This window comes from Enterococcus sp. AZ050, assembly GCF_051715085.1.
Lineage (GTDB): Bacteria > Bacillota > Bacilli > Lactobacillales > Enterococcaceae > Enterococcus > Enterococcus faecalis.
The window spans coordinates 219,067-245,703 of the sequence record NZ_JBIOTC010000001.1 but is presented as its reverse complement, the minus strand read 5'-3'; the positions used below and the strand labels follow the sequence as shown (position 1 = coordinate 245,703).

29 protein-coding genes and 1 riboswitch are annotated in these 26,637 nt (G+C 37.4%); of the genes, 3 read left to right on the top strand and 26 right to left on the bottom strand.

The genetic code is table 11. The features are described from left to right. Window positions 1-24: 24 nt before the first annotated feature. The 6 genes from aroE to IGJ04_RS01140 all read right to left on the bottom strand — a co-directional run bounded on the left by aroE (window position 25) and on the right by IGJ04_RS01140 (window position 4,637). Window positions 25-891 (bottom strand): shikimate dehydrogenase, encoded by an 867-nt coding sequence (gene aroE / locus IGJ04_RS01165; RefSeq protein ID WP_438839808.1) that lies wholly within the window; start codon window positions 889-891, stop codon window positions 25-27. Window positions 892-1,378: 487 nt separating this feature from the next. After that, window positions 1,379-1,834 (bottom strand): hypothetical protein, encoded by a 456-nt coding sequence (locus IGJ04_RS01160; RefSeq protein WP_002357586.1) that lies wholly within the window; start codon window positions 1,832-1,834, stop codon window positions 1,379-1,381. Between the two features lie 89 nt (window positions 1,835-1,923). Further along, window positions 1,924-2,298: a thioesterase family protein gene (locus IGJ04_RS01155; protein ID WP_438839807.1), complete on the bottom strand. Its 375-nt coding sequence runs from the start codon at window positions 2,296-2,298 to the stop codon at window positions 1,924-1,926. Continuing rightward, window positions 2,298-3,518, bottom strand: a complete 1,221-nt coding sequence (locus tag IGJ04_RS01150) for a CCA tRNA nucleotidyltransferase (protein ID WP_016617312.1) — start codon at window positions 3,516-3,518, stop codon at window positions 2,298-2,300. The genes IGJ04_RS01155 and IGJ04_RS01150 overlap by 1 nt, the downstream gene beginning before the upstream one ends. Then, window positions 3,515-4,294, bottom strand: coding sequence for a 4-hydroxy-tetrahydrodipicolinate reductase (gene dapB, locus IGJ04_RS01145; protein ID WP_438839806.1), 780 nt, complete (start codon window positions 4,292-4,294; stop codon window positions 3,515-3,517). Before dapB ends, IGJ04_RS01150 begins: the two co-directional genes overlap by 4 nt. Further along, on the bottom strand, window positions 4,287-4,637 hold the full coding sequence (locus tag IGJ04_RS01140) for a nucleotide pyrophosphohydrolase (protein ID WP_002363944.1): 351 nt from the start codon (window positions 4,635-4,637) through the stop codon (window positions 4,287-4,289). The genes dapB and IGJ04_RS01140 overlap by 8 nt, the downstream gene beginning before the upstream one ends. A gap of 123 nt (window positions 4,638-4,760) precedes the next feature. On the opposite strand from IGJ04_RS01140, the gene IGJ04_RS01135 reads away from it, so the two are divergent. Further along, window positions 4,761-5,645, top strand: coding sequence for a YitT family protein (locus tag IGJ04_RS01135; protein ID WP_002357595.1), 885 nt, complete (start codon window positions 4,761-4,763; stop codon window positions 5,643-5,645). A 37-nt stretch (window positions 5,646-5,682) separates the two neighbouring features. On the opposite strand, the gene IGJ04_RS01130 is transcribed toward IGJ04_RS01135, so the two are convergent. From IGJ04_RS01130 to IGJ04_RS01085, 10 genes are all read right to left on the bottom strand, one after another. Continuing rightward, window positions 5,683-6,222 carry a ReoY family proteolytic degradation factor gene (locus tag IGJ04_RS01130; RefSeq protein WP_071646703.1) on the bottom strand — a complete coding sequence of 180 codons (540 nt, stop codon included), beginning with the start codon at window positions 6,220-6,222 and terminating at the stop codon, window positions 5,683-5,685. Between the two features lie 9 nt (window positions 6,223-6,231). After that, a complete protein-coding gene (locus tag IGJ04_RS01125) occupies window positions 6,232-7,488 on the bottom strand; it encodes a tetratricopeptide repeat protein (protein WP_024041751.1) in 1,257 nt (418 codons plus the stop codon). 9 nt (window positions 7,489-7,497) lie between these two features. Continuing rightward, window positions 7,498-8,538 carry a hypothetical protein gene (locus tag IGJ04_RS01120; protein ID WP_010816517.1) on the bottom strand — a complete coding sequence of 347 codons (1,041 nt, stop codon included), beginning with the start codon at window positions 8,536-8,538 and terminating at the stop codon, window positions 7,498-7,500. A gap of 305 nt (window positions 8,539-8,843) precedes the next feature. Beyond that, window positions 8,844-9,119 (bottom strand): HU family DNA-binding protein, encoded by a 276-nt coding sequence (locus IGJ04_RS01115; RefSeq protein WP_002357604.1) that lies wholly within the window; start codon window positions 9,117-9,119, stop codon window positions 8,844-8,846. Between the two features lie 247 nt (window positions 9,120-9,366). Next, the gene (gene der / locus IGJ04_RS01110) at window positions 9,367-10,677 is read right to left on the bottom strand and encodes a ribosome biogenesis GTPase Der (RefSeq protein WP_002357608.1); all 1,311 of its coding nucleotides are present in this window, start codon (window positions 10,675-10,677) and stop codon (window positions 9,367-9,369) included. Window positions 10,678-10,850: 173 nt separating this feature from the next. Further along, entirely contained in the window at window positions 10,851-12,062 is a 1,212-nt protein-coding gene (rpsA, locus tag IGJ04_RS01105) for a 30S ribosomal protein S1 (protein WP_002360341.1), read from the bottom strand. Between the two features lie 113 nt (window positions 12,063-12,175). Beyond that, window positions 12,176-12,856, bottom strand: coding sequence for a (d)CMP kinase (gene cmk / locus IGJ04_RS01100; RefSeq protein WP_010713408.1), 681 nt, complete (start codon window positions 12,854-12,856; stop codon window positions 12,176-12,178). Between the two features lie 236 nt (window positions 12,857-13,092). Then, complete coding sequence (locus IGJ04_RS01095; RefSeq protein WP_002360346.1) at window positions 13,093-13,719, bottom strand: LysM peptidoglycan-binding domain-containing protein; 627 nt, start codon at window positions 13,717-13,719, stop codon at window positions 13,093-13,095. 75 nt (window positions 13,720-13,794) lie between these two features. Next, window positions 13,795-15,237 carry a RecQ family ATP-dependent DNA helicase gene (locus IGJ04_RS01090; RefSeq protein ID WP_105194901.1) on the bottom strand — a complete coding sequence of 481 codons (1,443 nt, stop codon included), beginning with the start codon at window positions 15,235-15,237 and terminating at the stop codon, window positions 13,795-13,797. Next, on the bottom strand, window positions 15,238-16,272 hold the full coding sequence (locus tag IGJ04_RS01085) for a helix-turn-helix domain-containing protein (RefSeq protein WP_438839805.1): 1,035 nt from the start codon (window positions 16,270-16,272) through the stop codon (window positions 15,238-15,240). It lies immediately after the preceding gene. A 35-nt stretch (window positions 16,273-16,307) separates the two neighbouring features. Between IGJ04_RS01085 and IGJ04_RS01080 the strand changes: the two genes are divergently transcribed. Beyond that, a complete protein-coding gene (locus tag IGJ04_RS01080) occupies window positions 16,308-16,526 on the top strand; it encodes a ferredoxin (protein WP_002357617.1) in 219 nt (72 codons plus the stop codon). Between the two features lie 22 nt (window positions 16,527-16,548). Here IGJ04_RS01080 and IGJ04_RS01075 read toward each other — a convergent pair whose 3' ends face one another. The 8 genes from IGJ04_RS01075 to IGJ04_RS01040 form a co-directional block, all read right to left on the bottom strand. After that, entirely contained in the window at window positions 16,549-17,880 is a 1,332-nt protein-coding gene (locus IGJ04_RS01075; RefSeq protein WP_002420209.1) for a zinc ribbon domain-containing protein, read from the bottom strand. Between the two features lie 256 nt (window positions 17,881-18,136). Continuing rightward, window positions 18,137-18,802: an ECF transporter S component gene (locus tag IGJ04_RS01070; RefSeq protein WP_002382314.1), complete on the bottom strand. Its 666-nt coding sequence runs from the start codon at window positions 18,800-18,802 to the stop codon at window positions 18,137-18,139. 71 nt (window positions 18,803-18,873) lie between these two features. Further along, window positions 18,874-18,993, bottom strand: a riboswitch (FMN riboswitch). Between the two features lie 150 nt (window positions 18,994-19,143). Next, on the bottom strand, window positions 19,144-19,860 hold the full coding sequence (locus tag IGJ04_RS01065) for a pseudouridine synthase (protein WP_002357624.1): 717 nt from the start codon (window positions 19,858-19,860) through the stop codon (window positions 19,144-19,146). 3 nt (window positions 19,861-19,863) lie between these two features. Then, complete coding sequence (gene scpB, locus IGJ04_RS01060) at window positions 19,864-20,469, bottom strand: SMC-Scp complex subunit ScpB (protein WP_002357625.1); 606 nt, start codon at window positions 20,467-20,469, stop codon at window positions 19,864-19,866. Beyond that, the gene (locus tag IGJ04_RS01055; RefSeq protein ID WP_002420210.1) at window positions 20,466-21,260 is read right to left on the bottom strand and encodes a segregation/condensation protein A; all 795 of its coding nucleotides are present in this window, start codon (window positions 21,258-21,260) and stop codon (window positions 20,466-20,468) included. The genes scpB and IGJ04_RS01055 overlap by 4 nt, the downstream gene beginning before the upstream one ends. 64 nt (window positions 21,261-21,324) lie before the next feature. Further along, the gene (gene xerD, locus IGJ04_RS01050; RefSeq protein ID WP_016617958.1) at window positions 21,325-22,215 is read right to left on the bottom strand and encodes a site-specific tyrosine recombinase XerD; all 891 of its coding nucleotides are present in this window, start codon (window positions 22,213-22,215) and stop codon (window positions 21,325-21,327) included. A 168-nt stretch (window positions 22,216-22,383) separates the two neighbouring features. Continuing rightward, window positions 22,384-23,313, bottom strand: a complete 930-nt coding sequence (locus tag IGJ04_RS01045) for an alpha/beta hydrolase (protein WP_002357629.1) — start codon at window positions 23,311-23,313, stop codon at window positions 22,384-22,386. Window positions 23,314-23,506: 193 nt separating this feature from the next. After that, window positions 23,507-24,598: a DUF871 domain-containing protein gene (locus IGJ04_RS01040; protein ID WP_002360357.1), complete on the bottom strand. Its 1,092-nt coding sequence runs from the start codon at window positions 24,596-24,598 to the stop codon at window positions 23,507-23,509. A 181-nt stretch (window positions 24,599-24,779) separates the two neighbouring features. On the opposite strand from IGJ04_RS01040, the gene IGJ04_RS01035 reads away from it, so the two are divergent. After that, window positions 24,780-25,529 carry a peptidylprolyl isomerase gene (locus tag IGJ04_RS01035; RefSeq protein WP_002374887.1) on the top strand — a complete coding sequence of 250 codons (750 nt, stop codon included), beginning with the start codon at window positions 24,780-24,782 and terminating at the stop codon, window positions 25,527-25,529. 43 nt (window positions 25,530-25,572) lie between these two features. On the opposite strand, the gene IGJ04_RS01030 is transcribed toward IGJ04_RS01035, so the two are convergent. Next, a complete protein-coding gene (locus IGJ04_RS01030) occupies window positions 25,573-25,947 on the bottom strand; it encodes a YxeA family protein (protein WP_002357632.1) in 375 nt (124 codons plus the stop codon). Between the two features lie 142 nt (window positions 25,948-26,089). Continuing rightward, the gene (locus IGJ04_RS01025; RefSeq protein ID WP_438839804.1) at window positions 26,090-26,635 is read right to left on the bottom strand and encodes a TetR/AcrR family transcriptional regulator; all 546 of its coding nucleotides are present in this window, start codon (window positions 26,633-26,635) and stop codon (window positions 26,090-26,092) included. Between the last annotated feature and the right edge of the window lie 2 nt (window positions 26,636-26,637).

The window sequence follows — 26,637 nt, the reverse complement described above, 5'->3', positions numbered from 1 at the left end:
TCATGCCTTTAAACGGCGCTCTTTTTATCTATTTTCAATTTTACGTTTTACGACTGATACAGGCATTTTTTGTCCTGTCCATTGTTCAAAAGCAGCAGCTCCTTGATAAAGTAGCATGTCCAAGCCGTTGCTTGTTTCTGCGCCACGTAAACGGGCTTCTTTTAATAACTGTGTTTCTCTGGGATTATAAATAGCATCATACACGAATAACTTCGGTTGAATCATTGCATAATTTTCTATAGGACTACTATGTGCATGTGGATGCATACCCACACTCGTTGCATTAACTAACAAGACGCTTTCAGCAACATCTTTTGCTAGTTTTTCAGTATCCGCTAAATCGTTTAAATGAATTACACAGTTGGTTCGTTCAGTGAAATTTGCCAGTTTTTTTTGACTGTCGTTAACCCCCGCGCTTTTCCTGTTGTAAACGGCGATTTCTTTCACGCCATCTAAAGCAGCTTGGGCAATGATTGATAAGGCTGCACCACCTGTTCCTAAGATGGTCATTTTATTCTGAAAAACGTCAACCTTTTTCTCTTTCAAACTCCACATAAAACCAGTACCATCCGTGCTGTCTCCGTAAAGTTTTCCATCTTTGTTGACAATCGTATTAATTGCGCCAACCAGTTGGGCGGTAGGACTTAGTTCATCCATATAACTTACAGCCGCCACTTTATTGGGCATTGATAAGTTGGCCCCTAACATGTGAAACGTTCGAATCGCTTCAATTGCTTGTGGTAGTGTCTCTTGTCCAACGTCAAACGCCAGATACCGAGCATCAACTCCTAAATTTTGAAATGCTGTATTATGAATCAACGGTGAAATACTGTGTTGGCTGGGTTTCGCGAATAGCCCAGCTAAACGAGTGGCTCCAGTTATTTCTTTCATCCTGTGTGCTCCTTTACGAAATTTTTTTAGTAAGTTTCTGAAATCCTAATTTTTGGCCAAACAAAAAGGATATTCACAGTAAATTTTAAGAAAAATCTACAGTGAATACCCTACAAAAAAGCAATATAAAAGCCACTATAGATTTTCTTAAATCTACATGGCTGAAAGTCATCTTAAATTTCCCTAGCCATTATAGATACAAACGTTTGTTGTCTGTACCCATAATGTTATGAATACAAACCTATCTAAAATAGCTAAAGTAAAAGTTATTCAGTTGTGTATGGTTTTTCTTCGTTGTTGTCATAAGAATCACTCCAAAACTGATTTAATTAAGAATTGTTAACAGTATACCGCTAGAAAAAACATGTGTCAACACTTATTCGCTTATTTTTTCGACTATTCCATTAAAACCAATGTTATTTTATTCGCCAAAAGACTAAAAAAGCCACAGGAACCAGTCATTTCACTGATTCCTGTGGGGCAAAAATTATTTTAATTCTTCAGCGTATACATCGTCAACTGTTTGTGTTGGGTCGATAACAATGTATAAGTTTTTAGTTTTTTCGCTGACTTTTGTAGATTGATAGATGTTATCCAAGCCCTCATCTGTTTTATCTTTGTAAGGGAAATAAACTAAATCTGGTGTGCCATTTTTGTAAAGAATTTCCATACGTTCGATATCTTCATATTTTAAAGCACGAGAGAACATCCCTAATTCTAAGCCACCTAAGTTAATATCGTGGGTTTGAACATGATCTCCTTCTTGGAAAATTTCAATTTTGAACCCTTCACATGGATGAATTTCAACAAATTCACTACCATGGATACGGCCAAAACTTGTTGTAATATGTTTGATCCATAAATCACCAATAAAACGACGATCAATCGTCCAAGTTTCACCATTTCTGAAATAAAATTTAAGTCCTGTCATTTCTCTAGCCATAGCACAAATCTCCTTACTTAAAAATAATTTCTTACATTATTAGTTTACCATACTTTTGATAAACGGTCACAAACTTTCGCTGTAGATTCTTAATCTTTTGTTATTCTTTTTAAAAAAGAATCAATCTCAACTACTGCACGTTGGTGAGAACCTTTGGCAATTTGTCGTTCTCCTTCATAAGCAACAAATTCATAGCGTATTTTGTGTGCAGTCTGTTCAATGCTGGTCATCGTAACAACGATTGTCGCCCCTACCGCGGATGGAAATAAGTGGCGCAATTCTAACACCGTTCCGACAGTTGTTTCCCCAACTGATAATTGCTCCTTCACAGCTTCTTTGGCTGTTTGTTCAATCATGGCAGCTAAAGCAGGGGTTCCTAAAACTTCTAAGTCACCAGAACCGAGCATTTTAGCCGTTTGTGATTCTTTCACCAAGAATTCTTTTGTAAACATTTCTGTTGGCATTATGCTTTCTCTCCTTTTGAACGTTGTTTTTTGGCAAACGAAAGCAGAACTTCTTGTTTATTCTCTAAGCTACCTTCAACAACGTGTTGCTCGATTTCAGCAATCAGTTCCCCTAACCATTTGCCTGGTGTTTCTTCTAAGACGGCTAAAAGGTCTTTTCCTGTGATGGCCAATTCATGTCTTTGATGGATGGGTAATGCCTTAACTAACTCTTTTGTTACTTGTACTTGACTCTCTTGTTGGTAATAATATAAAAGTCTTTCAACAAGTACTGCTGATTCTTCGCCTAATTCATAAAGCATCATTGGCTGCCAGTCGTTACTCAAACGAAAACGCAGACCACGTACTAATTGTGAAACGTTTTGAATTAATTGATTTGAAAGTTTCCAAGCCTTTAAGAAGGGGCGGATTTCTGCTTCTGGTAAATTCAATGATTGGATAAGTAACGTCCACGCTTCTGCTTCTGTTTCAATTTGACGAGCAGGCAAGTCCATTAAACGAAAAAGTCCAGCCCCTTGTTCTCGTAATTTGGGACAATATTGATAGCATTCTGTTTCAATAAACGGAGCTAAGCCACCTTGTCGATTAACCCCTAAAAGCATTTTTACAAATTCAATCGTAATGCGCTCTACTGAAATTTTTTCTAATAAAGGATGAAATTCAGCGATAGCGGCTAAGGTTTTTTCTTCAATTTTAAAATCTAATTGGCTAGCAAAGCGTAAGCCCCGCATCATCCGCAGAGCATCTTCATGAAACCGCTCATGGGGATTGCCGACTGCACGAATGGTTTGATTAGTTAAATCTTCGATACCATCAAATAAATCAATGATTTCGCCTGTGCTGTCAAGCGCCAAGGCATTAATCGTAAAATCTCGCCGTTTTAAGTCTTCTTTCAAGGAGCGAACAAAGGTGACTTCATCTGGTCGGCGAAAGTCTTGATAAGTTGACTCGGTACGAAAGGTTGTTACTTCATACTGTTGGTCTTCCATCAATACAAGGACTGTGCCATGTTCGATGCCCACATCAACGGTTCGTTTAAAAATTTGCTTAATTTCTTCTGGATAGGCACTTGTCGCAATATCGACATCATGGATTGGTTTATTTAATAAAGCATCACGGACACTGCCCCCGACAAAATACGCTTCAAAGCCCTGTGCATTGATTTCACGAATAACGGGAGCGGCTTCTTTAAATTCGTTTGGAATAGTTGTCAATTTCATAGCATCTGTTCCAATCCGTAAAGTAGTTCTGTTCTCTGTACCACTTGCCGACAAGCTAACGCCACTCCTGTCATGAATGAACGCCGATCATAAGAATCATGCCGAATAGTGAGCCCTTCACCTACACTGCCAAATTGGACTTGTTGGTGTGCCACTAAACCAGGTAAGCGGACACTATGGATTCGCAGACCCTCGTAATCAGCCCCGCGTGCCCCTGATATTGATTCTACCTCTTGCGGATTCCCTTGTTTTTTTGCTGGCCGAACTTCTTGAATCATTTCTGCAGTTTTTATAGCCGTTCCGCTCGGTGCATCCAATTTGTTATCATGATGTAATTCAATGATTTCCACATCTGGAAAATACTGCGCCGCTTTTTGGGCAAATTGCATCATTAAAACTGCCCCAATTGCAAAATTTGGCGCAATTAAGCCGCCGATGGCTTTTTCTCGAGATAGGTTTGTCAATTCGTTGATTTGTTCCTCCGTAAAGCCTGTCGTCCCAACAACTGGCGCCATACCATGTTCCAACGCAAAACGTGTATTTGGATAGGCGGCTTCAGGAACCGTAAAATCAATCCAAACATCTGGGTTGACAGCTAGGACTTCTTCTAAGCGCTGAAAAACGGGAATTGCTGTTTCATCATTGAAAGAAACAGTTTCTTGTGCTTCATGAGGATCATACACACCTACTAATTCAAAGTCTGCGGTTTCTAAGACCATTTGTGTAGCAGTACTGCCCATCCGTCCTTTAAACCCAGCGACAATTATTTTAATCATGTGTTTTCCCATCCTTTCTTTCAAAGCGATAGCGGTCCCGCTTGTTAAATTTGGCCATATTTTCTTCAAAAACTTCGGTTAAATCAATCTCTAAAGAATTTGCCATGCTAATCAATACAAAAAAGACATCTCCAAGTTCCTCTGATACTGTCTTTGGTTTTTCGTCTGCTTTTTTCTGTTTTTCACCATAATAATGATTGACTTCACGGGCTAATTCTCCGACCTCTTCCGTCAAACGAGCCATTTGTCCTAATGGTGAAAAATAGCCTGTTTTAAACTGTTGAATATAATCATCAACTTCCGTTTGCATCGATTGCAAACTACGTTGTTCTGATTCTGACATTTTACCCCAACCTTTCTTACTCTACCTCCTACATCTTATCAAAAACTTGGCTATCTGGAAAGGTTCTACTTGTTGTTTTATATAGAGAATGATACAGTTTATACTGTAAAAGGACGTGATTAAATGGAAGAACAAAGATTTTATTTTAAAGATGTGTTATTTATTGTATTAGGAAGCTGTATCTATGCCTTTGGTTTGGTTACTTTCAATATTGCTAATGACCTGGCCGAAGGTGGTGTCACAGGGATTACTTTGATTTTAAGAGCCTTATTTCATTTTAACCCAGCATATACGACATTATTAATCAATATTCCGCTCTTATTAATTGGTGGTAAAATTTTAGGCAAACGTTCCCTCTATTATACGCTAATTGGTACCGTGTCGTTATCGGTATTTTTGTGGTTTTGGCAAAAATTTCCTGTTGAAATTAATTTAGATCATGATTTATTGATTGCTGCTCTCTTAGCTGGTTTGGCCGCAGGATTCGGTAGTGGCCTTGTTTACCGCGTAGGCGGAACCACTGGTGGGACCGACGTCATTGCCCGCATTTTCGAAAAATACTTTGGGATTAGCATGGGCCGCTCGTTGTTACTTTTTGATGTTGCAGTCTTACTCCTCTCGTTAACCTATATTGATGTCAAACGAATGATGTATACTTTAATTGTGTCCTTTGTTTTCAGTCGTGTTGTTGATTCTGTACTCGATGGAGCCTATGCTGCGAAAGGAATTTTAATTGTTTCCAATCATTCCGAAGAAATCGGTCAAAGTTTAATGGCTTCTTTAGAACGTGGGGTAACATATTTAAATGGTGAAGGTGCTTATTCACAAGTGGAAAAACGGGTTCTCTACACGGTAGTCAGTCCTCGAGAAATAATGGAGGTCAAACGGATTGCTAATGAAATAGATGAAAAAGCCTTTGTGTCCATCATTAACGTACATGAAGCAATTGGCGAAGGCTTTACTTATGCAAAACCCAGCAAACAACGGCGCTTTAAATTAAAACAATAAATAAAACCCAGCATTTATTGAAAATGCTGGGTTTTATTTATTGTTGTTTCAAACGATTTAATTCATCGGATAATTCTAAAAACGCTTCTTTGTCGCCTGTTTCTAAAGCATCATCAATTTGAGCTTTAATTAATGCCATTCGCTGCGTTTGTTCTTCTTGCTTAAAATATTGATCAATCGCTCTGGCAACTTCCTGATCCACTTGTTCATTCCATGGCGCAAACGGATTGTCTTCTAAAACAGATAAATACTGGCTCGTTTGCCAAGCCTCTGGAAATACACATTCTAAATAAAGAGCTTTCCGCCAATTCATCCGAATCTCGTGAAAAATTTGTTCCGGATCTGTAAATTCTTGTGCTTGGATAAAAAGCAATAACGGCTCCTTACCTAAACCATCTGCTACCACGCGGATCCCTCGATCAGTCTTCTCTACGTTCTCAACAAAATGAACATTATTTAAAATCGCATCGTGCGTTAATAAGTAATTTAAAATCCACAGTACTTCTCTTCTTCCAAAAGGCACGGTATTCACTAACCAAGTTAAAAATTTTTTCTTTTCTGATAAACTAACAAACATCGTCGTTTCCTATCTTTCTTCCATATCTGCTAGCACAGATTGCATGTCTACATCACCAGGTTCATGTTCCAAATAATGGTGCAACAAGTGTTTTGCTTTTTCAAGTTCGCCTTCTTCTCGTAAGAACAATGCGTATTCTTTTAGAAATTCTGGTTCGTGAGACAATTCTTGCGCTGCTTGTTCATAATGAACTTTAGCGACGGCAAAGTCTTCTAATTCGTTGTACGCTTTTGCTAAGTTCCATTCAGCATAAGGATGATCCGTTTCCTCTAAATCATTTAAAATAGTAATTACTTCCTCAAAACGCTCTTCCGTGAGGTAGAGATTACTTAAGGTCAAACGACTTTCATCTGTTTTCTCACCTAATTCCAAAGCTTTTAACAACCAGTTTTCAGCACCAGCAATATCGTGTAAGCGATAGGCATTTTCAGAGGCAAATTGGTATAACTCTACTTGGAAGGGGTTTTCCGCAATTCCTTCTTCGATCACCGCTTTTGCTTCCTCTAATTGCTCTTCTTCTTGGAGCGCTTCCGCTAAATATAGATAAAGTGATTGATAATGTGGGTTTAGTGTTTTTAATTGCTGGAACAACGCAATGGCTTTTTGATTCTCATGTAACTGTAAATAAGTGAAAGCTAACTGGAATAAACGATCGTCTGTTTGTTCTTCTTTGACCGCGGCTTCCAAATAAGGAACTGCTTCTTCAAAATCACCTAACATGCTGTAACTACTTCCTAAGCGTTCATTCAAGGAAATAGCAGAGATTTGCGCTGTCCCGCTTTCTACAATGCTTTGATAACGAGTAATAGCCTCGACAAATTGACCATTTGTAAAATATAGTTCTCCCAAAGCAAATTGAATTAACGGCTCTTCTGGCATAAGATTGGCTGCTTCTTTTAATTTCGCTTCACTGACTTCTGGAATCCCTAAAACTTGGTACAAATCCGCAGTAACTAAGAGACTTTGGACATAACTGTCACTAGTTTCTGGAATTTTTTCTAAATAGATGAATGCGTCATCTATTTCATTATTTTCAATGGCGATTTCTGCTAATGGAATGTTTAAGCCATCTGCATCGGGAAATTGTTCCAACAACTGTTGGAAAATTTGTTTGGCTTCTTCTAGAAAACCTAAAGATAATAACGTTTCCCCTAAATCAGCTAAGGTATTTTCATCATCTTTCTTTAATGCTTCTTCAAACATTAACTGTGCTTCTGCTAAATTTTCAGCTTGTAATGCTTGAACCATTTTTTCACTATATGACATAATTTCCCCTCAAATCTCTTTTAAAATTTCTTGGTATCTTTCAATCGTTGTTAACAGTTGATCGGGCGTTGGCTTTAAAGCTGCTCCTAGTTGACCGATTTTTTCCAACACCATAGGAGGACCTAGTGTTTCTGTGTGAAGCAAAACTTGTTCTGCGTAATCAGCACTTAAAATTTCTTTTGGAAACGCCACCGGAAAACCTAAGCGAATAAACCAAACGATAAAATTTTTAAATTGAAAATCAAAGTGATTGACTTGCTGGCTCCATAAAACTTGTAACAACAATCCTAATAATCGTTTCATGGGACCTGATAACAAATGGCCATTTTCGGTTGTAGCAAAGGCCACTTCAAAAACTCGGCCAAATTGATCCACTTTTTCCCCTGCTTGTTCATACAAAGATAACAACTCGTCTAAAATACCATTAAATGACGTTTGATTCAACCGTTTTTTATCTGGATACGTTTGGTATAGCATTTGTAAATAAGTATAATCACAGACAAGACCCGCTCGAATAAAAACGAGCAAATCAATTAAAGGGGCAGCACCTTTTTTATTGGTCAAGGTACTATCAAACAAAATTTCTTCTGAATGATTTTCTATATGCATAGTTGCATGCTGTGCTTGCTGAATTGTGACACTTGGTAAAAGTCCTTGCCGTAACGCTTGAACAGACACAGGCATCAGCCAACATTTGGAGGAACACTTACTTACTTGGTGCAGAAATGCGGTTAATTGTAGTACCCCTTCATTACCCAAACCAATCAATAAAACATCCTGATTTTCTGGCCAATCAGCTAAGAAACGTAACACACTTTCTAATTCTGATAAGTCATTGCAATGAACATCATTACGACAAATATACCAGTTTAATCCCAACTGTTCCCCAAAGGCATAATTAATCTTCTCAGAAAAAAGATCATAGTAACGCTGATTCGCCAAAACAACGATTGACTCCGTCGTTACTGGTCGTTTTTTTAGGACGGAAGCAAATGTTTCTCCATAAATAATAGCGACCTTGTTTTCCCCTCTAGAATAGTTGTATTTCATTGATTCACCACCTTAAGACTGTTTCCTCTTCCTTCACCCCAAGTCTAGCATAACCACTAAAAAACAGCTACTGGCAACAACTTATTTTTGTCCTTCATTCATAAATCTTTCTCTTTTTATCAAAAAAGCAAGGAGCGAGTGTCGAACCGTTCCCACTTGATTCTCGGAGCGAAGCACGTTTTTTCACCCAAGTTTCGTCACAATTTAACCTTTTAGCGTGCTGTTTCGACCACCTCTTAAAATAACATTTTTTATGTATGATTCAAAAAAGAACCCTTGGAAACCAAGGGTTCTAATTGTCTGTCTTATTTCACTGCATCTTTCAATGCTTTACCTGGTTTGAATGCAGGTACTTTGCTTGCAGCGATTTGAATTTCTTGTCCAGTTTGTGGGTTACGTCCTTTACGAGCTGCGCGTTCGCGAACTTCAAAGTTACCAAAACCGATTAATTGAACTTTTTCACCTTTAGCAAGAGTTTCTTGAATTGTTGAAAAGACAGCGTCTACTGCTGCAGTAGCATCTTTTTTAGTTAAACCAGTTGAAGATGCAACGTTTTCGATTAATTCTGCTTTATTTGCCATGGATCATTTCACCTCCTCTATAAGAGATACGATGTTTTTACACACCTAAAGTTCCGTCTATTTTTGAGTGGTCCAAAAACAGACAGCAAATATTGATCTGGTTCAATATTCTGTTAACAAGATAGCATAAGAAAGTTGTAATAGCAAGGTTTTTAGTGTATTTTAACCAGTTTTTTCAAAAAATAATCATTTTTTCTCAAAGTTGATAAATTTATTTGAATATCTAAAAAAAGTATGGTAGAATGCACTATTTTCGGCGTCGCGGAATGATTTTAATCGGTGTACCTTCAAACGTAAATGCTTTTCTGATTTGATTTTCTAAAAACCGGGCATAAGAAAAGTGCATTAGTTCCTCTTCGTTGACAAAAATAACAAATGTAGGTGGTTTGACTGCCACTTGTGTTGCATAAAAAATCTTCAAACGTTTTCCTTTATCGGTTGGTGTTGGATTAATTGCTACAGCATCCATTACAACGTCATTTAACAACGCTGAAGGAATCCGTAAGTTTTGATTCATACTTACTGTTTCAATTAGTTCAGGCAGTTTGTTTAAACGTTGTTTGGTTAATGCAGACACAAAAATAATAGGTGCATAATCTAAATATTGGAATTCATCACGAATTTCCGCTTCAAAATCACGCATTGTATTTGTATCTTTTTTAACTGTATCCCATTTGTTGACCACGATAATAATACCGCGACCTGCTTCATGGGCATAGCCCGCCACACGCTTGTCTTGCTCACGAATACCTTCTTCTGCATTCAAGACCATTAAAACAATGTCTGAGCGTTCAATCGCCCGCATTGCGCGCATGACGCTATATTTTTCAGTTGATTCGTATACTTTTCCACGTTTACGCATACCAGCCGTATCAATCATTAAGAACTTTTGACCTTCTTCAGATTCAAAATACGTATCGATTGCATCTCGCGTTGTTCCTTCAATATCTGAAACAATCACGCGATCCTCACCAAGAATAGCATTAATCAATGATGATTTACCGACATTTGGACGCCCGATTAAACTAAATTTAATTGTATCTTCGTCCTCTTCTTCTGAAGTGTTAGGAAAATGTTTAACTGCTTCGTCTAACACATCGCCAATGCCTAAACCGTGACTACCAGAAACTGGGAAAGGATCCCCTAGTCCTAAAGCATAAAATTCATAAATATCATTACGCATTTCAGGATTGTCAACTTTATTAACAGCTAAGATCACTGGTTTATTACTACGATATAAAATTTTTGCTACTAACTCATCTGCATCAGTAATTCCTTCACGGCCACTAGCAACAAAGATAATCACATCTGCTTCATCAATCGCAATTTCTGCTTGGTGTTTGATTTGATCCATAAATGGTTCGTCACCTAAATCAATCCCACCTGTATCAATAATACTAAATTCACGCCCTAACCATTCTCCAGTTGTATAAATACGGTCGCGTGTTACGCCGGGAGTATCTTCTACAATCGAGATACGCTCACCGGCAATGCGGTTAAAAATAGTCGATTTACCGACATTCGGTCTACCGACAATCGCAATAGTTGGATTTGCCATTTGATTCCCTCCTTGAGAATTTCAATCCTTACTAGTTTACCTAATCAAACCTTAAAGTGCAAGAAAAGTTTTAGTTTCTGCTGATTTTCTAACCAATTCAAGAAAAAATGAGTTTGACATAGCCGATCTGTTTACGGCTATGTCAAACTCATAAATTTCAAGAAAGTAACGTGTTATTCCTCTTCTTTCGCATCAGATAAAGCGTCACCTAAAATATCGCCCATGGTAAAGCCAGTATTTTCTTCAGGCAATTCATATTCCTGTTCTTCTTTTGGTTCTTCTTGAGACTCAGGTTTTGGTTCTAACGCTTTGATACTTAAAGCAATACGATGTTCCTCTGGATTAACTTCTAAAACTTTCACTTGTACTTGATCCCCTTCATGAAGAACTTCATGAGGCGTTGCAATATGCTTGTGAGAAATTTGAGAAATATGCACTAATCCTTCCACACCAGGGAAAACTTCCACAAACGCACCGAAGCTTGTTAGGCGTTTTACTGTTCCATCTAAAACAGTCCCAGCGGCTGCTTTTGTTTCGATATCTGTCCATGGTCCAGGCAATGTTTCTTTAATAGATAAAGAAATACGTCCTTCTTCTGGATTAATTGAAAGAATTTTTACTTGAACGTCTTCGCCAACAGTTAACGCATCACTTGGTTTGCCCACATGCTGATGAGCAATTTCAGAAACATGAACTAAACCATCCACGCCACCTAAATCAATGAATGCGCCGAAATCTGTCAAACGAGCTACTTTCCCTTCAACAACGTCTCCGTCATGTAAGGAAGAAAGTAATTCTTCTTTTTTCGATTCTTTTTCAGCTTCAACAACTGCTTTATGTGAAAGAATTAAGCGGTTTTCTGAAGGTTCGATTTCAATAATTTTAAATGCTAGTGTTTGACCTTTATATTCAGAAAAATCTGCAACAAAATGATCTTCAACCATTGAGGCAGGAACAAATCCGCGAACACCAACATCAACAACCAAACCACCTTTAACAACATTTGTAACAGGTGCTTCGATTACTTTGCCCGCTTGGAAATCTTGTTCAATTTCTTCCCAAACTTTTTTAGCATCTAAACGGCGTTTTGACAGTAAATAACTGCCGTTTTCTTTATCTTTGCCAATTGATGTGATAACAACTAAATCTAACACATCACCGACTTTCACAAGTTCGTGTACATCTTCAACTGGTAAAGTCGATAATTCCTTTGCAGGAACAACGCCTTCAACGCCCGCTCCTTCAATGCCGACAACAACTTGTTTGTCTTCAATGGCTAAAACTTCGCCTTTAACAATATCGCCAACACTGACTTCTTGAACGCTGTTCATTGCATCTTCCATTGTTTCGTTGTTTGCTACTTGTTTGTCTTCAAAATCTGTCATGCCTCTTATCCTCCTATGCCAACAAAAATTCCAAAACTTAGCTATATATACTTACATAGTACGAGATTTTTGTAAAAAAATAAAGCGATTTCTTCTATTTTTCTTAAAATTCTTTAAAAAAGTTCAAAACCTTTTTGTTTAATCACATTTTGTATGGCGGCGACGACTTCTTCAATCGTCAACCCTGTTGTATCGATTTTCACAGCATCACTTGCTTGGACAAGGGGTGATACTTCTCTCGTTGAATCTAAATAATCCCGACGTTCAATCTCCGCCTTCAAGGTTTCAAAATCCGTCTCAATCCCTTTTTCTTGATTTTCTTTAAAACGACGTTCTGCACGTTCTTCAACGCTAGCCACCAAGAATATCTTTACTTCGGCCTTTGGTAAAACTGCAGTACCAATATCTCGACCATCCATGACAACTCCGCCGGCTTGACCAATTTTCTGTTGTAACGCCACCATTTCTTCTCTAACTTTTGCATGTTTTGAAACAGCTGAAACAGCATTCGTTACATCTGGCTGGCGAATCGCTTCGGTCACTTCATGACCGTCGATAAAAACACGTTGGCCATTCTTTGCTTGCTGAAAAGAAATAGTGTGGTTGACACAAAGCGCTACTAATGGCTCTTCCGCTTGAATGTCGATTTGATTTTGCAAGGCCAGATACGTAATCGCTCGGTACATGGCCCCCGTGTCACAATACACATAATTCAATTGTTTTGCTAAAATTTTTGCAACTGTACTTTTGCCTGACGAAGCTGGTCCGTCAATAGCAATACTGATTTTCCCCATGAAAAAACTCCTTAACTGATATGCATCCTTTAAAATGCGCTTCTTCTTTTATATTAAAATCAGAAGAAAAGAACTTGGATTTAAACTGATGACGAGTCTCTAACGAAAAAGCAATAAGCCGAAATCCCTCGAAAGACGCAAACCATCTTTCGGAAATTTCTGCTTATTGGCATTCTCATGTAATCATTCGTCGCGGTTTAGCCCTTGAAAGTGCTGTCCAAACCTCTTTTTCTGGATTATTTAATACGTAATGGTTGTCCTGGATAAAACACAGATGTATCAATCCCAGGATTTAACGCTAAAATTTGTTCTAATGTCATTCCGTTACGTTCGGCAACTTGACGTGCCCCTTCGCCACTTTGAACGGTATCATAAACAGGTTGTTGGTTCTGCGCTTGTTGCTGTTGTTGATTTTGAGCTTCTTGTTGTTGTTGCTGCTCTTGTTGTTGCTGTTGCTGTTGTTGTGCTTGTTGGTCCTGTTGTTGCTGTGCAGCAGCATCTGAACTTGAAGGTGTTGTATTTTCAGCTGGTTGGCTGCTTGCTGGTTCTGAGCTTTCCACTGATTTTGACGTACTTTCTTTTTTCTTCTCTTTTGATGATGATTGGACTAATGAAGAAGATGGCTGGCTATTTTTGCTAGCACTTTCGTTCGGTTTCTTGTCTTGCATCATCCATAAGAAAGTCCCAATTGGAATGGCAATAATTAATAATAGCAAAATAACTAAAACAGTTAGAAATAATGAATTTCCTCGTTGCTGTTGGCGTTTTGCTAAACGAGAACCACCACCATTTTGATCAGGTTCATAAATTGATTGTTCCCATGGCTCACGAGCTTGGTTTTTCTTTTTGTCCTTTTTACTCACTGCTAATTTCCTCCTAAACTTCTCTCGCTTGTTATTATATCATAGCTTTTGCCAACTGCCGACTAAAAAAATGAATTAATCACGTTCTTTAAATAATTTTAGAAATTTAGAACGCCAATCTTCTTCATTTTGATTGCTGGTCTTGTTCGATTTTACTATTGAATCTTGGTAAATGTCAAAGAATAACGCACAATTATCACAACAAGTTTCCGGTGATTGTTTTACAATCGGTTCTTGAAAATAAGTTTGAATCAACGTTCTTCGACAGGTTGTGGTTTCAATATACGTCAGCATCCCTCTTAATTGTGCTTGGCGATCTTTTTCTTTCTCCTCTAAACGATGCTCTAGCTCTTCAAAAGAATAATCCTTGGCTAAATAGCCTTGGACCCATTTTTGTTGTAACTCGGTGGCATTTTCTAACAAACCTGCTTGTTCTTCTCCTTCAATCAGCGATTTTAAGGTCGCTCGATTCGCTCTTGTCTCTTCTAAGAAAAACCGATGAATAAATTCATCCCCTTTTTTATACAATAATAGCGCCCAACTTTTTTGACCATCACGTCCAGCTCGCCCGATTTCTTGCAGGTAATTTTCTAAGCTATCAGGCAAATCAAAATGAATCACTCCACGAACATCAGGTTTGTCGATTCCCATTCCAAAAGCATTCGTTGCACAAAGAATATCGATTTGATTATCAATAAATTGTTCTTGCAAGCGACTACGTTCACTAGCCTCCAAGCCCCCATGATAATAGGCTACCTTAAAACTGGTTTTTGCCTGAATAAGTTGACTGATTTGTTCTGTTTTGTTGCGCGTGGCGCAATAGATAATGATTTTACCAGCCGTTTTAGATAAGTAATCTAGTAACACTTCTTCTTTTTCTGACGTTTCCTTCACGAACAAGCCAATATTTTTTCGATTCACTGAAGAAAGAACTTCTTGATAGCTACCATGAGAAAATAATTGTTTTATAATTGCGTGCTGTACAACGGGTGTCGCTGTGGCAGTTAACGCCAAGGTCAAAGGAAAGTCTAGCTGTTTTTGGACCAGATCTAATTTACTATATTCAGGGCGAAAATCGACGCCCCACTGATAAACACAATGGGCTTCATCCACCACAAATAATGCAATTTTTTGGCGTTGTAACACACTAAGTACTTCTTGCTGCAAAAGCATTTCTGGGCTTAAAAACAGATAATCGTATTGGAACATTTCCGCTAAAATATAACGCTTTTCTGAATATTGTAACGTACTGTTTAAGGCAACCGCACCTTTAATTCCTTGTCTTTGTAATTGACGCACCTGATCTTCCATTAACGAAAGTAAAGGAGAAACAATTACCGTTAGTCCCTCTAACTTCTGGCCCACAAATTGATAACACAATGATTTACCAGTCCCTGTTGGCAAAACAGCCAATGTATTCATACCGTCAAGTAAGTTTGTAATCACTTCTTTTTGACCAGGCTTAAACGCTGCATAACCAAATCGAGTGAATAATTCTTGTTCTAATGTCAACAACACTCACTCCTTTTCTTGCCAAATTTGTTGGATTTGATATAAGCGGAAATCTAAATAAGAAAGCGTCTCTTCTTGGGCTCGCCAATCCCGATACACCCACAACCGCGGATCTTGTTCTGTTTGAGCCAAGTTTTGGAGCATTGCCTCCTTTTCAAGATAAACAGACGCCTGCAGCTGCCCTTGAATAGCCAACTCTAATAGATGGTCATGAATGGTACTCAGTTTTATTTTTCGCTGCTCAGCAATTTCTTGAAGTGTCTTACCTTCCGTTAACAATCGTTGAGTTTCTTGCATACTTTGGTTTAGATTTTTTTCTAGATACGGCCATACAAGCGTTTGTAAAGCAGGATAGTTTCCTCCGTACATTATCAACTGCAGTAAATGATGAACCGCTTGTGTATGCCACAAACGCTGTTCAAGATCTGTCTTATGGCTTGTTAATTGCTGAGGAACTTTGCCAGTTTGCTGATAACCAGAAAGTTGCGCAACCAAATAGTCGCTTTCTGCTTCAGGTAGTAACTCAAACCCTCGCAACAGTTCTTCTTTGATTGATTGAATGCGCTGCTCTTTCTTGTCTTGTTGTAACCATCGTTTCAAATATAGTTGCGGAATCGGTGTTGATAAAAGTGGAATATACTGTTTTTCCTCAAATGATAAATACGAAGTCACTTGCACGGCAAATTGAATGAGTTGCCAACTTTCTTGATCACTTCTGCCAAAACGATAAAGATCAATTGCAGGATAATCCAGCAACGAAAAATGGTGCTCCTTTAAAAATAGTTGCCCTTCTTTTGTTAGTTGAATTTCATTTGTCTCTTTGTGATACTGAATTTGTTTCGCCTTCGAAAGTTTTTCAAGAAATTGAAAATAGGCTTGTTCGGAAATCGTTGGCCACCAGCCAATGAACCGTAAACAATCATATAAAAAACCATAAATCAAAACAGAGCTAGTCCGTTTGCCTTTTAAAAGATGATACAAAGTTGATGCACGTACCTTGTATCCGTGAGATAATAACGCTAAAATAAAAGTTGCTTCCATAGTAAACCTCTTTTAGATAGGATGTGTCACTGTTTATGCAATCACGTTTAGTTCCTGAAAAATGTATTGCTTGTGGACTTTGTCAAGTTTATGCGCCCAATATATTTGATTATGATGATCATGGGATTGTCCTTTTTAAAGACGAGCCGCATGCTCGACAACAATTTATTCCAGAAAACGAACGCGAGAATGTGTTAAAAGCGTACCGCAAATGTCCCACGCGTGCAATAGAAATAAGCAAAAATGAGTGCTAAATAATTTAGCACTCATTTTTGCTTAGAGTATTTTTTCGAGCCAAGCAAGTGTTTGTTCATCTATCGAAACAAACTGTAATTGTCCTTCTTTTAGCGGTTCTTTGACTAAATGAATTTGATCATTTAGGCCATTGATCCATTCATAACGAAGACCATTTTCTTTTGCTTTAGAATTTTTGGCTTCTAAATAATAATTGACATGGTAATTTTCTTTACCATCCAATTGTAGCGTATTAATGGTCACTTCAAAATCTGGTGAACCATCGGTCGATTTCTTTTCACGTAATCGTTCAAGTGCTTCTATAAAAGAAGGAAATTGAGGATTATTTTCCCCACCAACGAGATATTTTTCAGCAAATTCTGCACTATCCGTATGACTTTTCACTTGTTTGGCAAATGCTTGATAAAAGGTTTCTAGCGCTTTGCGGGCATCATAGTCGCTAGCTAACGGAAAATTCAATTGTAGCGTAGGATTATCGGAGAGCGCTTCGACAAAATCATTTTCACCAATCGTTTCTTTTGATGTTTGAATTTCTTCTCCATTAATCGTCTTTTTAAGTTGAATCGTCATCCCTTTGGACCAGAACAAAGGGCCAATCGTTTTGCTTCCATTCGTTAGCGTACCAACTTTCCGATCATTAATATAAATATCTGCGTCTGGCAGATTGCTCTCCACAACAAAATTCATTCGTTTAAAATCTAAAGGTATACTAGAAATATAATTCTCCTCTTCTAATAAACGATACTCTTCTGTGATAACAGGTTCGCCGGTGCTATCTTTCACTGTGGCTGTAAAGGTATATTGTCCTGGCGCTAAGGGTCCCAATTCCTTTTGATAAGTAGTTGAGTCGGAAGTGCCCACTTCCCGCCCGTTCATTGCCAGCGTCACACCGCGCTGATTCGTCGTTAACTGAACAGAAACAGGCGTTAAAATGAATTGATAACGGTGAAAGAAAAATGCTGTTTGACTCGTTTCACGAATAGTTAAACCATGTAGCTTTTTATCCTTTAATAGCGCTTTTTCTAATTTTTTTAGCTCAGTTGGATTTTTTTGATAATAAGTGATTAAAGGCTTAATGCTTTGCGGATTCACTTGAAATTCAGACTCGTTCGTCCTCATTTTTTTACTTAATTCTTGGGCATCACCATTCTCAATCGCTTCAATAAAATGAGAAATTTGTTGTTCCTTAGAAAAATAATGCGTCCCGAGAAAATAGCTACCCGTTCCAAGAACGATGAACACAAAAAGAAACACCCAGATCCAGCTTCTTTTTGATCTGAGAGGAGTAGATTCGTTCCCTTTATTCATTGATGGTTGTGCTTGGTTTTCCTCTTGATGCATTGATTCATTCATTAGCGGAGCGCCGCATTCTTCACAAAAGGACTCCGTATCACGATTCACGTGACGACAATTTTTACACTTTTTCACTCAGGAAAACTCCTCTTTCTTTGATGATTTCTATCATACCAAGGGAAAGTTAAAATTACAATGCAGATGGTTTAGTATTTTTTAACAGAATGATGACAGATTGTGACAACCTCTTTTCTTTTAGGCGTAAATTTTAAAAACCCACTGTCAAACATTGTTCAACAGCAGGTTTTTTTATCATTTATTTTGTTAACGGTGTTTTTTTCTGAATAGTATGTTGTTTTTTTGATAGCCATGGCAATAACTTCGCATGTAGTACTAGAAAAACACCACTGACTAAGAGGCCTTTAATAAGGTTGAATGGCACAATACCAATCGCCACATAGCTTGCTAAAGATGTTCCTAAAAATTGTTGTGTGGTCACACCATATAATTGTAAGTAAATGGGTGTAATAACAAAATAATTCGCAATACTCATGAAAATTGTCAAGGCTAAAATCCCACTTACTAAGCCCACTATCCGATTTGTACGGATATTTTTCTTTTTACCAAAGAAATAAAAAATTGGCAAGGTGAAGATACTACTTGCTAAAAAGCTAGCGAAATCTCCCACCATATTTTGCGGTGCTAGTCCGGTTAAGAACAGGTGTAGCAACGAACGAACAAAAGCAGTAATTACTCCTGCTAACGGTCCGTACAAGAACATTCCGAGTAGAATCGGAATATCACTAAAATCGATTTTCAAAAAACTAAACGCTGGCATAATCGGAAATGCCACAAATTGTAATACTGTACCGATTGCAGCCAACATTGCAATGCTGACCATTTTTTGTACCTTGTTGTTCATCTGAAATCCTCCAATTAAGGACCCATCTTCAACGAACTTTTTGATTCGCTTCTTTGTCATACAAAAAAACCCTATTTTTCTGCAGGGAAAAATAGAGTAGGATTATCTGATGAAAAAGCGTCTCAAATAAGCCCTATCTTCTTTATCCAGACTATACTGTCGGTATTGGAATTACACCAATTCAATCGTTAAAAACGAGTCGTGGACTATAACCACCGGTCGGGAATTACACCCTGCCCCTGAAGACGAACCTTGTATTATATTTTTTTACTTACTTAGTGTAACCGATTTGAACAATGAATGCAACTAACTAAGCTTTTTATTAAATTTCATTGATTGTTTCGTTTCTCAAAAAAAACAATCCCTCCGCCATAAGCGCGAAGAGATCGAGTCATTTTATCTTATTTGGCTTGATTTAATAATTGACTGATTTCTTTTTTAGTTAAATCACGATATTGCCCTGGTCGCAATCCTTGTAAGGTCAACTCACCGTAACGTTCACGTTTTAATTTTTGAACTGGGAAACCAACAGCTTGAAACATTTTCTTCACTTGATGATTACGTCCTTCATGAATCGTTAATTCCACGACGCTGCTACCTGTTTTAATGTCCGCTGAAAGAATTTGAAAATTGGCTGGTGCTGTGCGTTTGCCATCAATGCGAATGCCTTTGGCTAATGGCAATAGATCCCGTTTAGTTGGTACACCTTTAATTTTTGCTACGTAGACTTTATCTACTTCATGTTTAGGATGGGTTAATTTTTGTGAAAAACTTCCATCATTCGTTAAAAGTAACAACCCAGAAGTATCATAATCCAGACGACCGACTGGATAAATTCGCTCAGTAACATCTGTAAAATAATCCGTTACTACTTTACGGCCTTTGTCGTCAGATACTGCAGAAATAACCCCTCTTGGTTTATAGAATAAATAATAACCATATTCTTCTTGATAAATTGGTACACCATCAACCTCAACAGTATCTTGTTTACTTACTTGCGTTCCTAATTCTTTGACCACTTGGCCATTGACTTTTACTCGACCTTTGACAATTAATTCCTCTGCTTTGCGACGCGAAGTCACCCCAGCATGAGCAATTGCTTTTTGTAATCTTTCCATTGTTTAAGCTTCCTCGCCTTCTGTTGTTTCAGACATTGGGTTCGTTTCTTGATAACGATCAAAAAATAGATCCATTGGTAGTTCTTCTTCTAATTCATCTTCCATTTGTTGGATATCTGGTAATTCATCTAAACTTTTCAACCCAAAGTAATCCATAAAATACTTCGTTGTGCCATACAAAATCGCTCTACCAGGACCATCTACGCGGCCTTTTTCTTCTATTAACTGACGGGCAACTAACTTTTGGATAGAGCCAGAAGTCTGTACGCCACGAATTTCATCAATTTCAATACGCGAAATTGGTTGCTTATAAGCAATAATGGATAATGTTTCTAGCGCCGCTTGTGATAAGGCGTTCGACATAGGCGATTGCGCATATTTTTTTAGTAATGAGGCATATTTTTTCTTCGTTGTTAAGACAAAATGATTGCCGACTTCTAAAATATTCAACGCTGATTTATTGTCAGAAGCATAATGTTCTTTCAATTTCGTTAATTCTTCATAGGTTTTTGCTGTTGACTTCTCTAATAAGTACGCAAGCTCTTCCAAGCCAATTCCTTCTTCGCCAACCACAAATAAAATTGCTTCAATTTGACTAACTAATGTCACTGTGTTTCCTCCACCTCTGTTGTATCTTCCTGCTGGGTTTCTGTATTAAATAACAAAATTTCACTATAATTATTTTCTTGTTCAGCATAAATCACGCCCGTTTTCATTAATTCTAAAAGAGCCATGAACGTTGTCACAATTTCTTGTTTGGAATAAGAATCGAAGAAAGAATCAAACGACACTGCCTTCCCTTTCTGTACTTGACGCATACGTTCTGAAATAGCGGAGATTTTTTCTTCGATGGAAACATCGTCACTGGCAACAGTTGTTTCAACAGGCTGGCGATTTTTTTTCTTTTCTAACATGGCATGAAAGGCTAGAAATAAATCAATTGTATTAATTTGATTAGGCGGTAGTGTTGTATCTTCCTCTTTATAATCATCCATATCCATTGGTTCTTTTGTATAATAGAGTTTACGTTCTTCTTCTTTTTCATGTAAAACAGTCGCTGCATATTTAAATTTCCGATACTCCAATAACTGAGCTACTAAAGCTTCCCGTGGGTCTTCCTCTTCAAAAAAATCTTCATCATCAATGATTTCAAGCTCTTGTTTTGGAAGCAACATCTGACTTTTAATAGCCATTAAGGTGGCAGCCATGACTAGATATTCTCCAGCGACTTCTAACTCTAAGGTTTGCATCGCATGAATATAAGACATGTATTGTTCAGTTACTGCTGTAATGGGAATGTCATAGATATCGATTTCTAATTTTTGAATTAAATGTAGTAGAAGATCCAGTGGTCCTTCAAAGACATCTAGTTTTAAATTAATTTCTTGCAAAAACGACACCTACTTTCTTTTCTCGACTTCCTAGTTTACCATAAATTTATTCGTTTGTGGGCATTCTCGCAAATTAAGCCCGAGGAAAATGTTCCTTATAAACATCTGCCATTCGTTGTTTGGTAATATGTGTATAAATTTGTGTCGTGGAGATATCTGCATGTCCTAATAATTCTTGCACGATTCTAAGGTCTGCGCCATTTTCCAACAAATGTGTCGCAAAGCTATGCCGTAATGTATGCGGGGTAATATTTTTCTCTATCTGGGCTTCTCGAACAATCTGTTTTAAATTTTTCCAAATGCCCTGTCTAGATAACGGTTCGCCATGATGGTTAACGAACAGGTGTGTTTCATTCGGATGGTTTTTAATCAATTGAGGTCTGGCTTCGTTCATATAGCGCTCAATCCATTGAATCGCATAATCGCCTAAAGGAATAATTCGTTCTTTGTCCCCTTTTCCGATTGTTTGCAATAAACCAATGGATAAATGCAGATCCCCTAATTTTATTTCAATTAGCTCACTAACTCGCAGGCCCGTTGCATACATCACTTCTAAAATAGCACGATTCCGCATACCTAGTGGTTTACTTGTATCAGGCGTTTCAATTAATCGAGTCACTTCGTCAACAGATAATGTACTTGGCAATTTTTGAACTTTCTTGGGGGAGTCAATATGTTGCATCGGATTATGTTCGCTTAAGCGTTCTTGACGTAAAAATTGATGAAATCCTCTCAAACTAGAAATCATCCGAATCACACTTGCTGAAGCTTGCTGTTCTTCGTGAAGGGATTGCAAAAATTCTGTAATCATGTAACGGTCAACTTCGTCCCAATAATGCAGGCCTTGTTCTTGTAAAAAGGCTACGTATTTTTTTAAATCTCGTTCGTAACTCCGTCGTGTGTTATTTGATAAGCCCCGCTCTATTTGTAAATAGTGTAAATAATCGACTAATTGTTCTTCCATTATCCTTCCCTCATTTCTAGTACTATCCTATCAGATTATGCCCTAGATTGCATGGGTAAATTCCAACTTATTAAAAAAAATCAACTGACAACAAAAGACTTGTTCACTAAGTCGTTAACTTAAGAACAAGTCTTTTGTTTTTGCTACTATTAGTAAAGAATAAATTTGTTATTTTATATATTTATCTAGAAAAGCAGCTACTGTTTCCTTATATTTTTCTGGGTTTTTATTATAAGCTTTCGCATGCTCTGCTCCAGGCACGACATATTTCTCTTTAGGTCCTTGGGTTGCATTATAAACTTCGTCTAACATACTAAACGGCACAAACGTATCATTTTCACCATGAATAAAGAGCATTGGTAAATGATTCTTTTGCAATTGCTTAACAGCGCTTGCTTCCCCAAAGAAATAGCCAGCTCTAAGTTTCGTAATCCCGCTAGTAACATTAACTAATGGGAAACTTGGTAAATTGAAAAGCTCTTTCAATTGATATTGCAACTCCTGATTGACTGTAGAATAGCCACAATCTTCCACAATGGCTTTCACGTTATCTGGTAATTTTTCCCCGCTCGTCATCATGACTGTAGCAGCACCCATACTGACACCGTATAAAGTGATTTGTTCTTGCTGACCATTTTCGGTTAAAACTTTCTCAATCCATTGGACATAATCTTTACGATCGGGCCAGCCGAACCCAATATAATCTCCTTGACTTTTCCCGTGACCACGCGCATCTGGCGCTAACACATTGTAGCCCCAATCATGATACATTTTCGCAAAGACAGACATCGTTTCTGCCGAACCCATATAACCATGCGCCATAATAACGGTACGATTACTTTTTTTGTCGGCTGGTAAATAAATAGCCTTTAGACGTAGCCCATCTTCCGAAGTAATTGACCATTCTTGTCGATTTTTGTCATCTTTAAACCACGCGCCTTCAGGTGTCTGGACCACTTTTGACCCTGGGGTATTCTCATTTATAAAGTCTTTCTTTCCTGGAACTACTGCATAATTATAAAAATATAAGCCTGCCGCAATTAAACCAATTGCAATTACTACAATAAGCGCAATCAAAATTTTTAACCATCGATTCATCTACGTACTCCTTTTATTTAAACTGTATGATTCATTATAAGTTGTCGCCTTTTTTTTGACAACTACCATTCAAAGATTTAGCCATCTTTCTTTACCACTAAAATGAGACAATTTTGTTGCGACAAAAAAGCATAGCACAAAAATGTTACCTTTTGCGCTATGCTCCACTTATCTATTTATAGGAAACTAAAAATTATTTATTTTCAATAAGTTTAAAACTTGACCATGGTTTCAAAAATTCTAATAAGAAACGTTCGTCATCAGAAATACGACCAACCACATTTACACGGCCATCATTTTTCATTTCTTTTAAAGCAATTTGTGTTTCCCCTTTGTATTGTCCATAGCCAACGTTGTCAATCAAGACATCGCCTCGAACAATATCTCTCGTTGTATGAGCTGGGAAAGGACGATCTTTATAGTAAACACGTGTCATTGTTGAACGCAAAACGTAATCAGAACGATCTCCACGATAACTGTGTAAGTTATCGAACAATGCAATTCTTTCATCTTCTGTGATTTCTGGTTCTGTATCCACTTTGATCGAAGGATACGGTGCATGAAAGGCTTCTGCCATTGCTGCTAATTCTGCTTCTGAGGCATAAGCATTTCCGACAGAAATATCATCGATTAACCCTGTTAAAACTAAATGCTTAACTTGCGTTGCAATTTCTAAATCGCGGTGGTCTTCCAAAGAACATAATCCATCTTGTGTCGGCCATGGTCCAAATGTAGCATCGTGTGAGTTCACAAACGCCATCGTATTTAAATTATATTTTCTAAATTTTTCTGAACAATAAACAAAATGCTCATAGCCTAAGCCTGTATAACGATGTGGATAGAAATTATGTGAGCCTAGTAAATTTTCTGTGTTTGGTGAGTAGGCCATAATATTATCTACATAGCTTGTCCCTGAACTCATATTAATTTCAATTTTAATGCCATAAGGGTTTCTTGTCATATTCGCCTCTTCTTGCCCAGTAAAACCAAGATCTAAACGAATACCGTAGGCGCCCATATCATGGAAAAATGATAAATCATCATAAGAGATGCCTAATTGTTCGAACAATGCAGGATTAATATCGACCATCACTTCCATACCTAATTGGTTGGCATAATCTACGACTTTTTTAAACTCTGCTAATACCTTTTCCCGATCATCATTGATTTGCAATAAACTAGTAAAGACACGCTTAAAGCCGTATTTATGAGCCAAATCCAAATATGCTTTGTCCTTTTCAAATGTTGAACGTTCTGGATAAATTGAAATACCTAATTTTCCCATGTGATTGCCTCCTAAATTGTAAAACATAATAATGTATCTGCTTACATTGTAACAAAAAAAACAAAAGTGGTCTACACCTTTCCTATAGGAAATCTTATAAAAATTCCACTGGTTTGTTATCTTCTCTTTTGTTATGATAAAAAAGAACCTAATTGTCAGTGTGAAAGGAAGAGGAAAACAGATGAAACATAAGAAAATGCTTGCTGTTGCTTCAGTTGCAGCATTCACCTTGCTTTTAGCAGGCTGTAACACAACCAATAATAAAGGCACGACCGCAACGAGTGATTCTGTCGCTAAATCCAGTGAAAGCAAAACAAAGGATTCGGTCGACTTAAATTCACTAGATTTACCACAACTAGATGACAAAGTTGCCGAAGATCAAGACTTAGTCCAAATGGTTACTTCAATGGGAAATATTGAAATCAAACTATTTCCTAAACAGGCTCCAAAAACTGTCGAGAACTTTATGAAACATGCCAAAGATGGCTATTATGATGGCTTGACTTTCCACCGCGTCATCAATAACTTTATGATCCAAGGTGGCGATCCTAGCGGTGATGGAACTGGCGGAAACAGCATCTGGAATAAACCATTTGAAGATGAATTTTCAAACCAGTTATATAACATTCGTGGCGCATTATCAATGGCGAATGCAGGACCTAATACTAACGGCAGTCAGTTCTTTATTGTCCAAAATACAGATGATCAATCTGATGGTCTTTTATATGATGATTATCCAAAAGCAATCATTGATGCTTACAAAAAAGGCGGCTATCCTTCTCTTGATAAAAAACATACTGTTTTCGGTCAAGTAACCAAAGGAATGGATATTGTCGATAAAATTGCCAAAGTCGAAGTTGGTGCCAACGATAAACCAAAAACTGATGTTAAAATTGAAAAAATCAATATTCTTCAAGAAGCAAAAAAATAACAAAAAGTCAGAACGTATCTTCAGCGTACGTTCTGACTTTTTGTTATTTTTGAATCGCTTGTAATGCCTTTTCTGGCACTTGGTCTTGATTGACCTCTTCATACGTATTGATGTGGGCCCCTTTATTTGAGACTTTTAGATAATGATCTGTTTTTAATTCATGGTCCGCTGTGAAAGTTATTTCTCGCGTTTTGCCTTCCTCATCTGCGGCTACTTGCGTATAACTAGCAATTCCATAGCCATTAACACTATCGGCTTTCTTTGTTTTAACATACACATTTCCTTCTTTAACCAATGGATTTAATTGATCTAACACACCAGCTAATTCGCCAGAGTTCTTCTCTGCGTAAAACTTGGCCCCAAATAAACCACCACCAATAACAATTGCTGTCACCACTAAAAATTTAATAAATTTCATCACATAAATCCTCCCGAGTAATTATTCTCTGTTACTTCTTCCAAAGTATAGCAAGTTTTAAACAATCCTTCCTCGGGCGCAACGACCAGTTTTTTCTCAGACTTATGTCGTATTTTTGTTATTTTGAATAAATAACAAAACACTACTCTTCTATCAATAATTGACTTAATAATTGAATTTCTTGATTCTTAGTTAAGTCAATTGTTTTCAATGTAACTGCTGTGGCTAAACCTAAATAGATTACCACCATTTTAGGAAATAATTCGACAAATTTTCCTTTGTCCATTTGTACATATTTTTTATCCAATAATAAACGCTCTTCAAAAAAAGTTTGAAGCATTTGCTGCAATTCTTCTTCATAACCATGTGCTTTCATAAATAACGCCGTATAGATTTTTTGATGTTTTTGGGCAAATAATATAAAGTTCAGACCCAATGCAATCACTGGGTCTGAGGCACCGACATCTGCTTTATAAAATAATTGCATACGATGAAATAACGATTTAATTAAGGTTCGTTTTAAATCGTCCATGTTGACAAATTCTAAATAAATTGGCTGCGTAGAAATCCCCATAGTATCTGCAATATTTCTAGCAGTTAAATTAGAAAAACCTTTATCTACTAAAATTTTTTCAGCTACGTTTAAGATTTTTTCCTTTGTATATACCTTCGTTCTAACCATTTTCATAC

Excerpts from the sequence above, each read along its gene's own strand:
- aroE (WP_438839808.1), bottom strand. The coding sequence starts at position 891 with ATGAAAGAAATAACTGGAGCCACTCGTTTAGCTGGGCTATTCGCGAAA.
- IGJ04_RS01160 (WP_002357586.1), bottom strand. The coding sequence starts at position 1,834 with ATGGCTAGAGAAATGACAGGACTTAAATTTTATTTCAGAAATGGTGAA.
- IGJ04_RS01155 (WP_438839807.1), bottom strand. The coding sequence starts at position 2,298 with ATGCCAACAGAAATGTTTACAAAAGAATTCTTGGTGAAAGAATCACAA.
- IGJ04_RS01150 (WP_016617312.1), bottom strand. The coding sequence starts at position 3,518 with ATGAAATTGACAACTATTCCAAACGAATTTAAAGAAGCCGCTCCCGTT.
- dapB (WP_438839806.1), bottom strand. The coding sequence starts at position 4,294 with ATGATTAAAATAATTGTCGCTGGGTTTAAAGGACGGATGGGCAGTACT.
- IGJ04_RS01140 (WP_002363944.1), bottom strand. The coding sequence starts at position 4,637 with ATGTCAGAATCAGAACAACGTAGTTTGCAATCGATGCAAACGGAAGTT.
- IGJ04_RS01135 (WP_002357595.1), top strand. The coding sequence starts at position 4,761 with ATGGAAGAACAAAGATTTTATTTTAAAGATGTGTTATTTATTGTATTA.
- IGJ04_RS01130 (WP_071646703.1), bottom strand. The coding sequence starts at position 6,222 with ATGTTTGTTAGTTTATCAGAAAAGAAAAAATTTTTAACTTGGTTAGTG.
- IGJ04_RS01125 (WP_024041751.1), bottom strand. The coding sequence starts at position 7,488 with ATGTCATATAGTGAAAAAATGGTTCAAGCATTACAAGCTGAAAATTTA.
- IGJ04_RS01120 (WP_010816517.1), bottom strand. The coding sequence starts at position 8,538 with ATGAAATACAACTATTCTAGAGGGGAAAACAAGGTCGCTATTATTTAT.
- IGJ04_RS01115 (WP_002357604.1), bottom strand. The coding sequence starts at position 9,119 with ATGGCAAATAAAGCAGAATTAATCGAAAACGTTGCATCTTCAACTGGT.
- der (WP_002357608.1), bottom strand. The coding sequence starts at position 10,677 with ATGGCAAATCCAACTATTGCGATTGTCGGTAGACCGAATGTCGGTAAA.
- rpsA (WP_002360341.1), bottom strand. The coding sequence starts at position 12,062 with ATGACAGATTTTGAAGACAAACAAGTAGCAAACAACGAAACAATGGAA.
- cmk (WP_010713408.1), bottom strand. The coding sequence starts at position 12,856 with ATGGGGAAAATCAGTATTGCTATTGACGGACCAGCTTCGTCAGGCAAA.
- IGJ04_RS01085 (WP_438839805.1), bottom strand. The coding sequence starts at position 16,272 with ATGGAAGCAACTTTTATTTTAGCGTTATTATCTCACGGATACAAGGTA.
- IGJ04_RS01080 (WP_002357617.1), top strand. The coding sequence starts at position 16,308 with ATGCAATCACGTTTAGTTCCTGAAAAATGTATTGCTTGTGGACTTTGT.
- IGJ04_RS01075 (WP_002420209.1), bottom strand. The coding sequence starts at position 17,880 with ATGAATGAATCAATGCATCAAGAGGAAAACCAAGCACAACCATCAATG.
- IGJ04_RS01070 (WP_002382314.1), bottom strand. The coding sequence starts at position 18,802 with ATGACAAAGAAGCGAATCAAAAAGTTCGTTGAAGATGGGTCCTTAATT.
- IGJ04_RS01065 (WP_002357624.1), bottom strand. The coding sequence starts at position 19,860 with ATGGAAAGATTACAAAAAGCAATTGCTCATGCTGGGGTGACTTCGCGT.
- xerD (WP_016617958.1), bottom strand. The coding sequence starts at position 22,215 with ATGGAAGAACAATTAGTCGATTATTTACACTATTTACAAATAGAGCGG.
- IGJ04_RS01045 (WP_002357629.1), bottom strand. The coding sequence starts at position 23,313 with ATGAATCGATGGTTAAAAATTTTGATTGCGCTTATTGTAGTAATTGCA.
- IGJ04_RS01040 (WP_002360357.1), bottom strand. The coding sequence starts at position 24,598 with ATGGGAAAATTAGGTATTTCAATTTATCCAGAACGTTCAACATTTGAA.
- IGJ04_RS01035 (WP_002374887.1), top strand. The coding sequence starts at position 24,780 with ATGAAACATAAGAAAATGCTTGCTGTTGCTTCAGTTGCAGCATTCACC.
- IGJ04_RS01030 (WP_002357632.1), bottom strand. The coding sequence starts at position 25,947 with ATGAAATTTATTAAATTTTTAGTGGTGACAGCAATTGTTATTGGTGGT.
- IGJ04_RS01025 (WP_438839804.1), bottom strand. The coding sequence starts at position 26,635 with ATGAAAATGGTTAGAACGAAGGTATATACAAAGGAAAAAATCTTAAAC.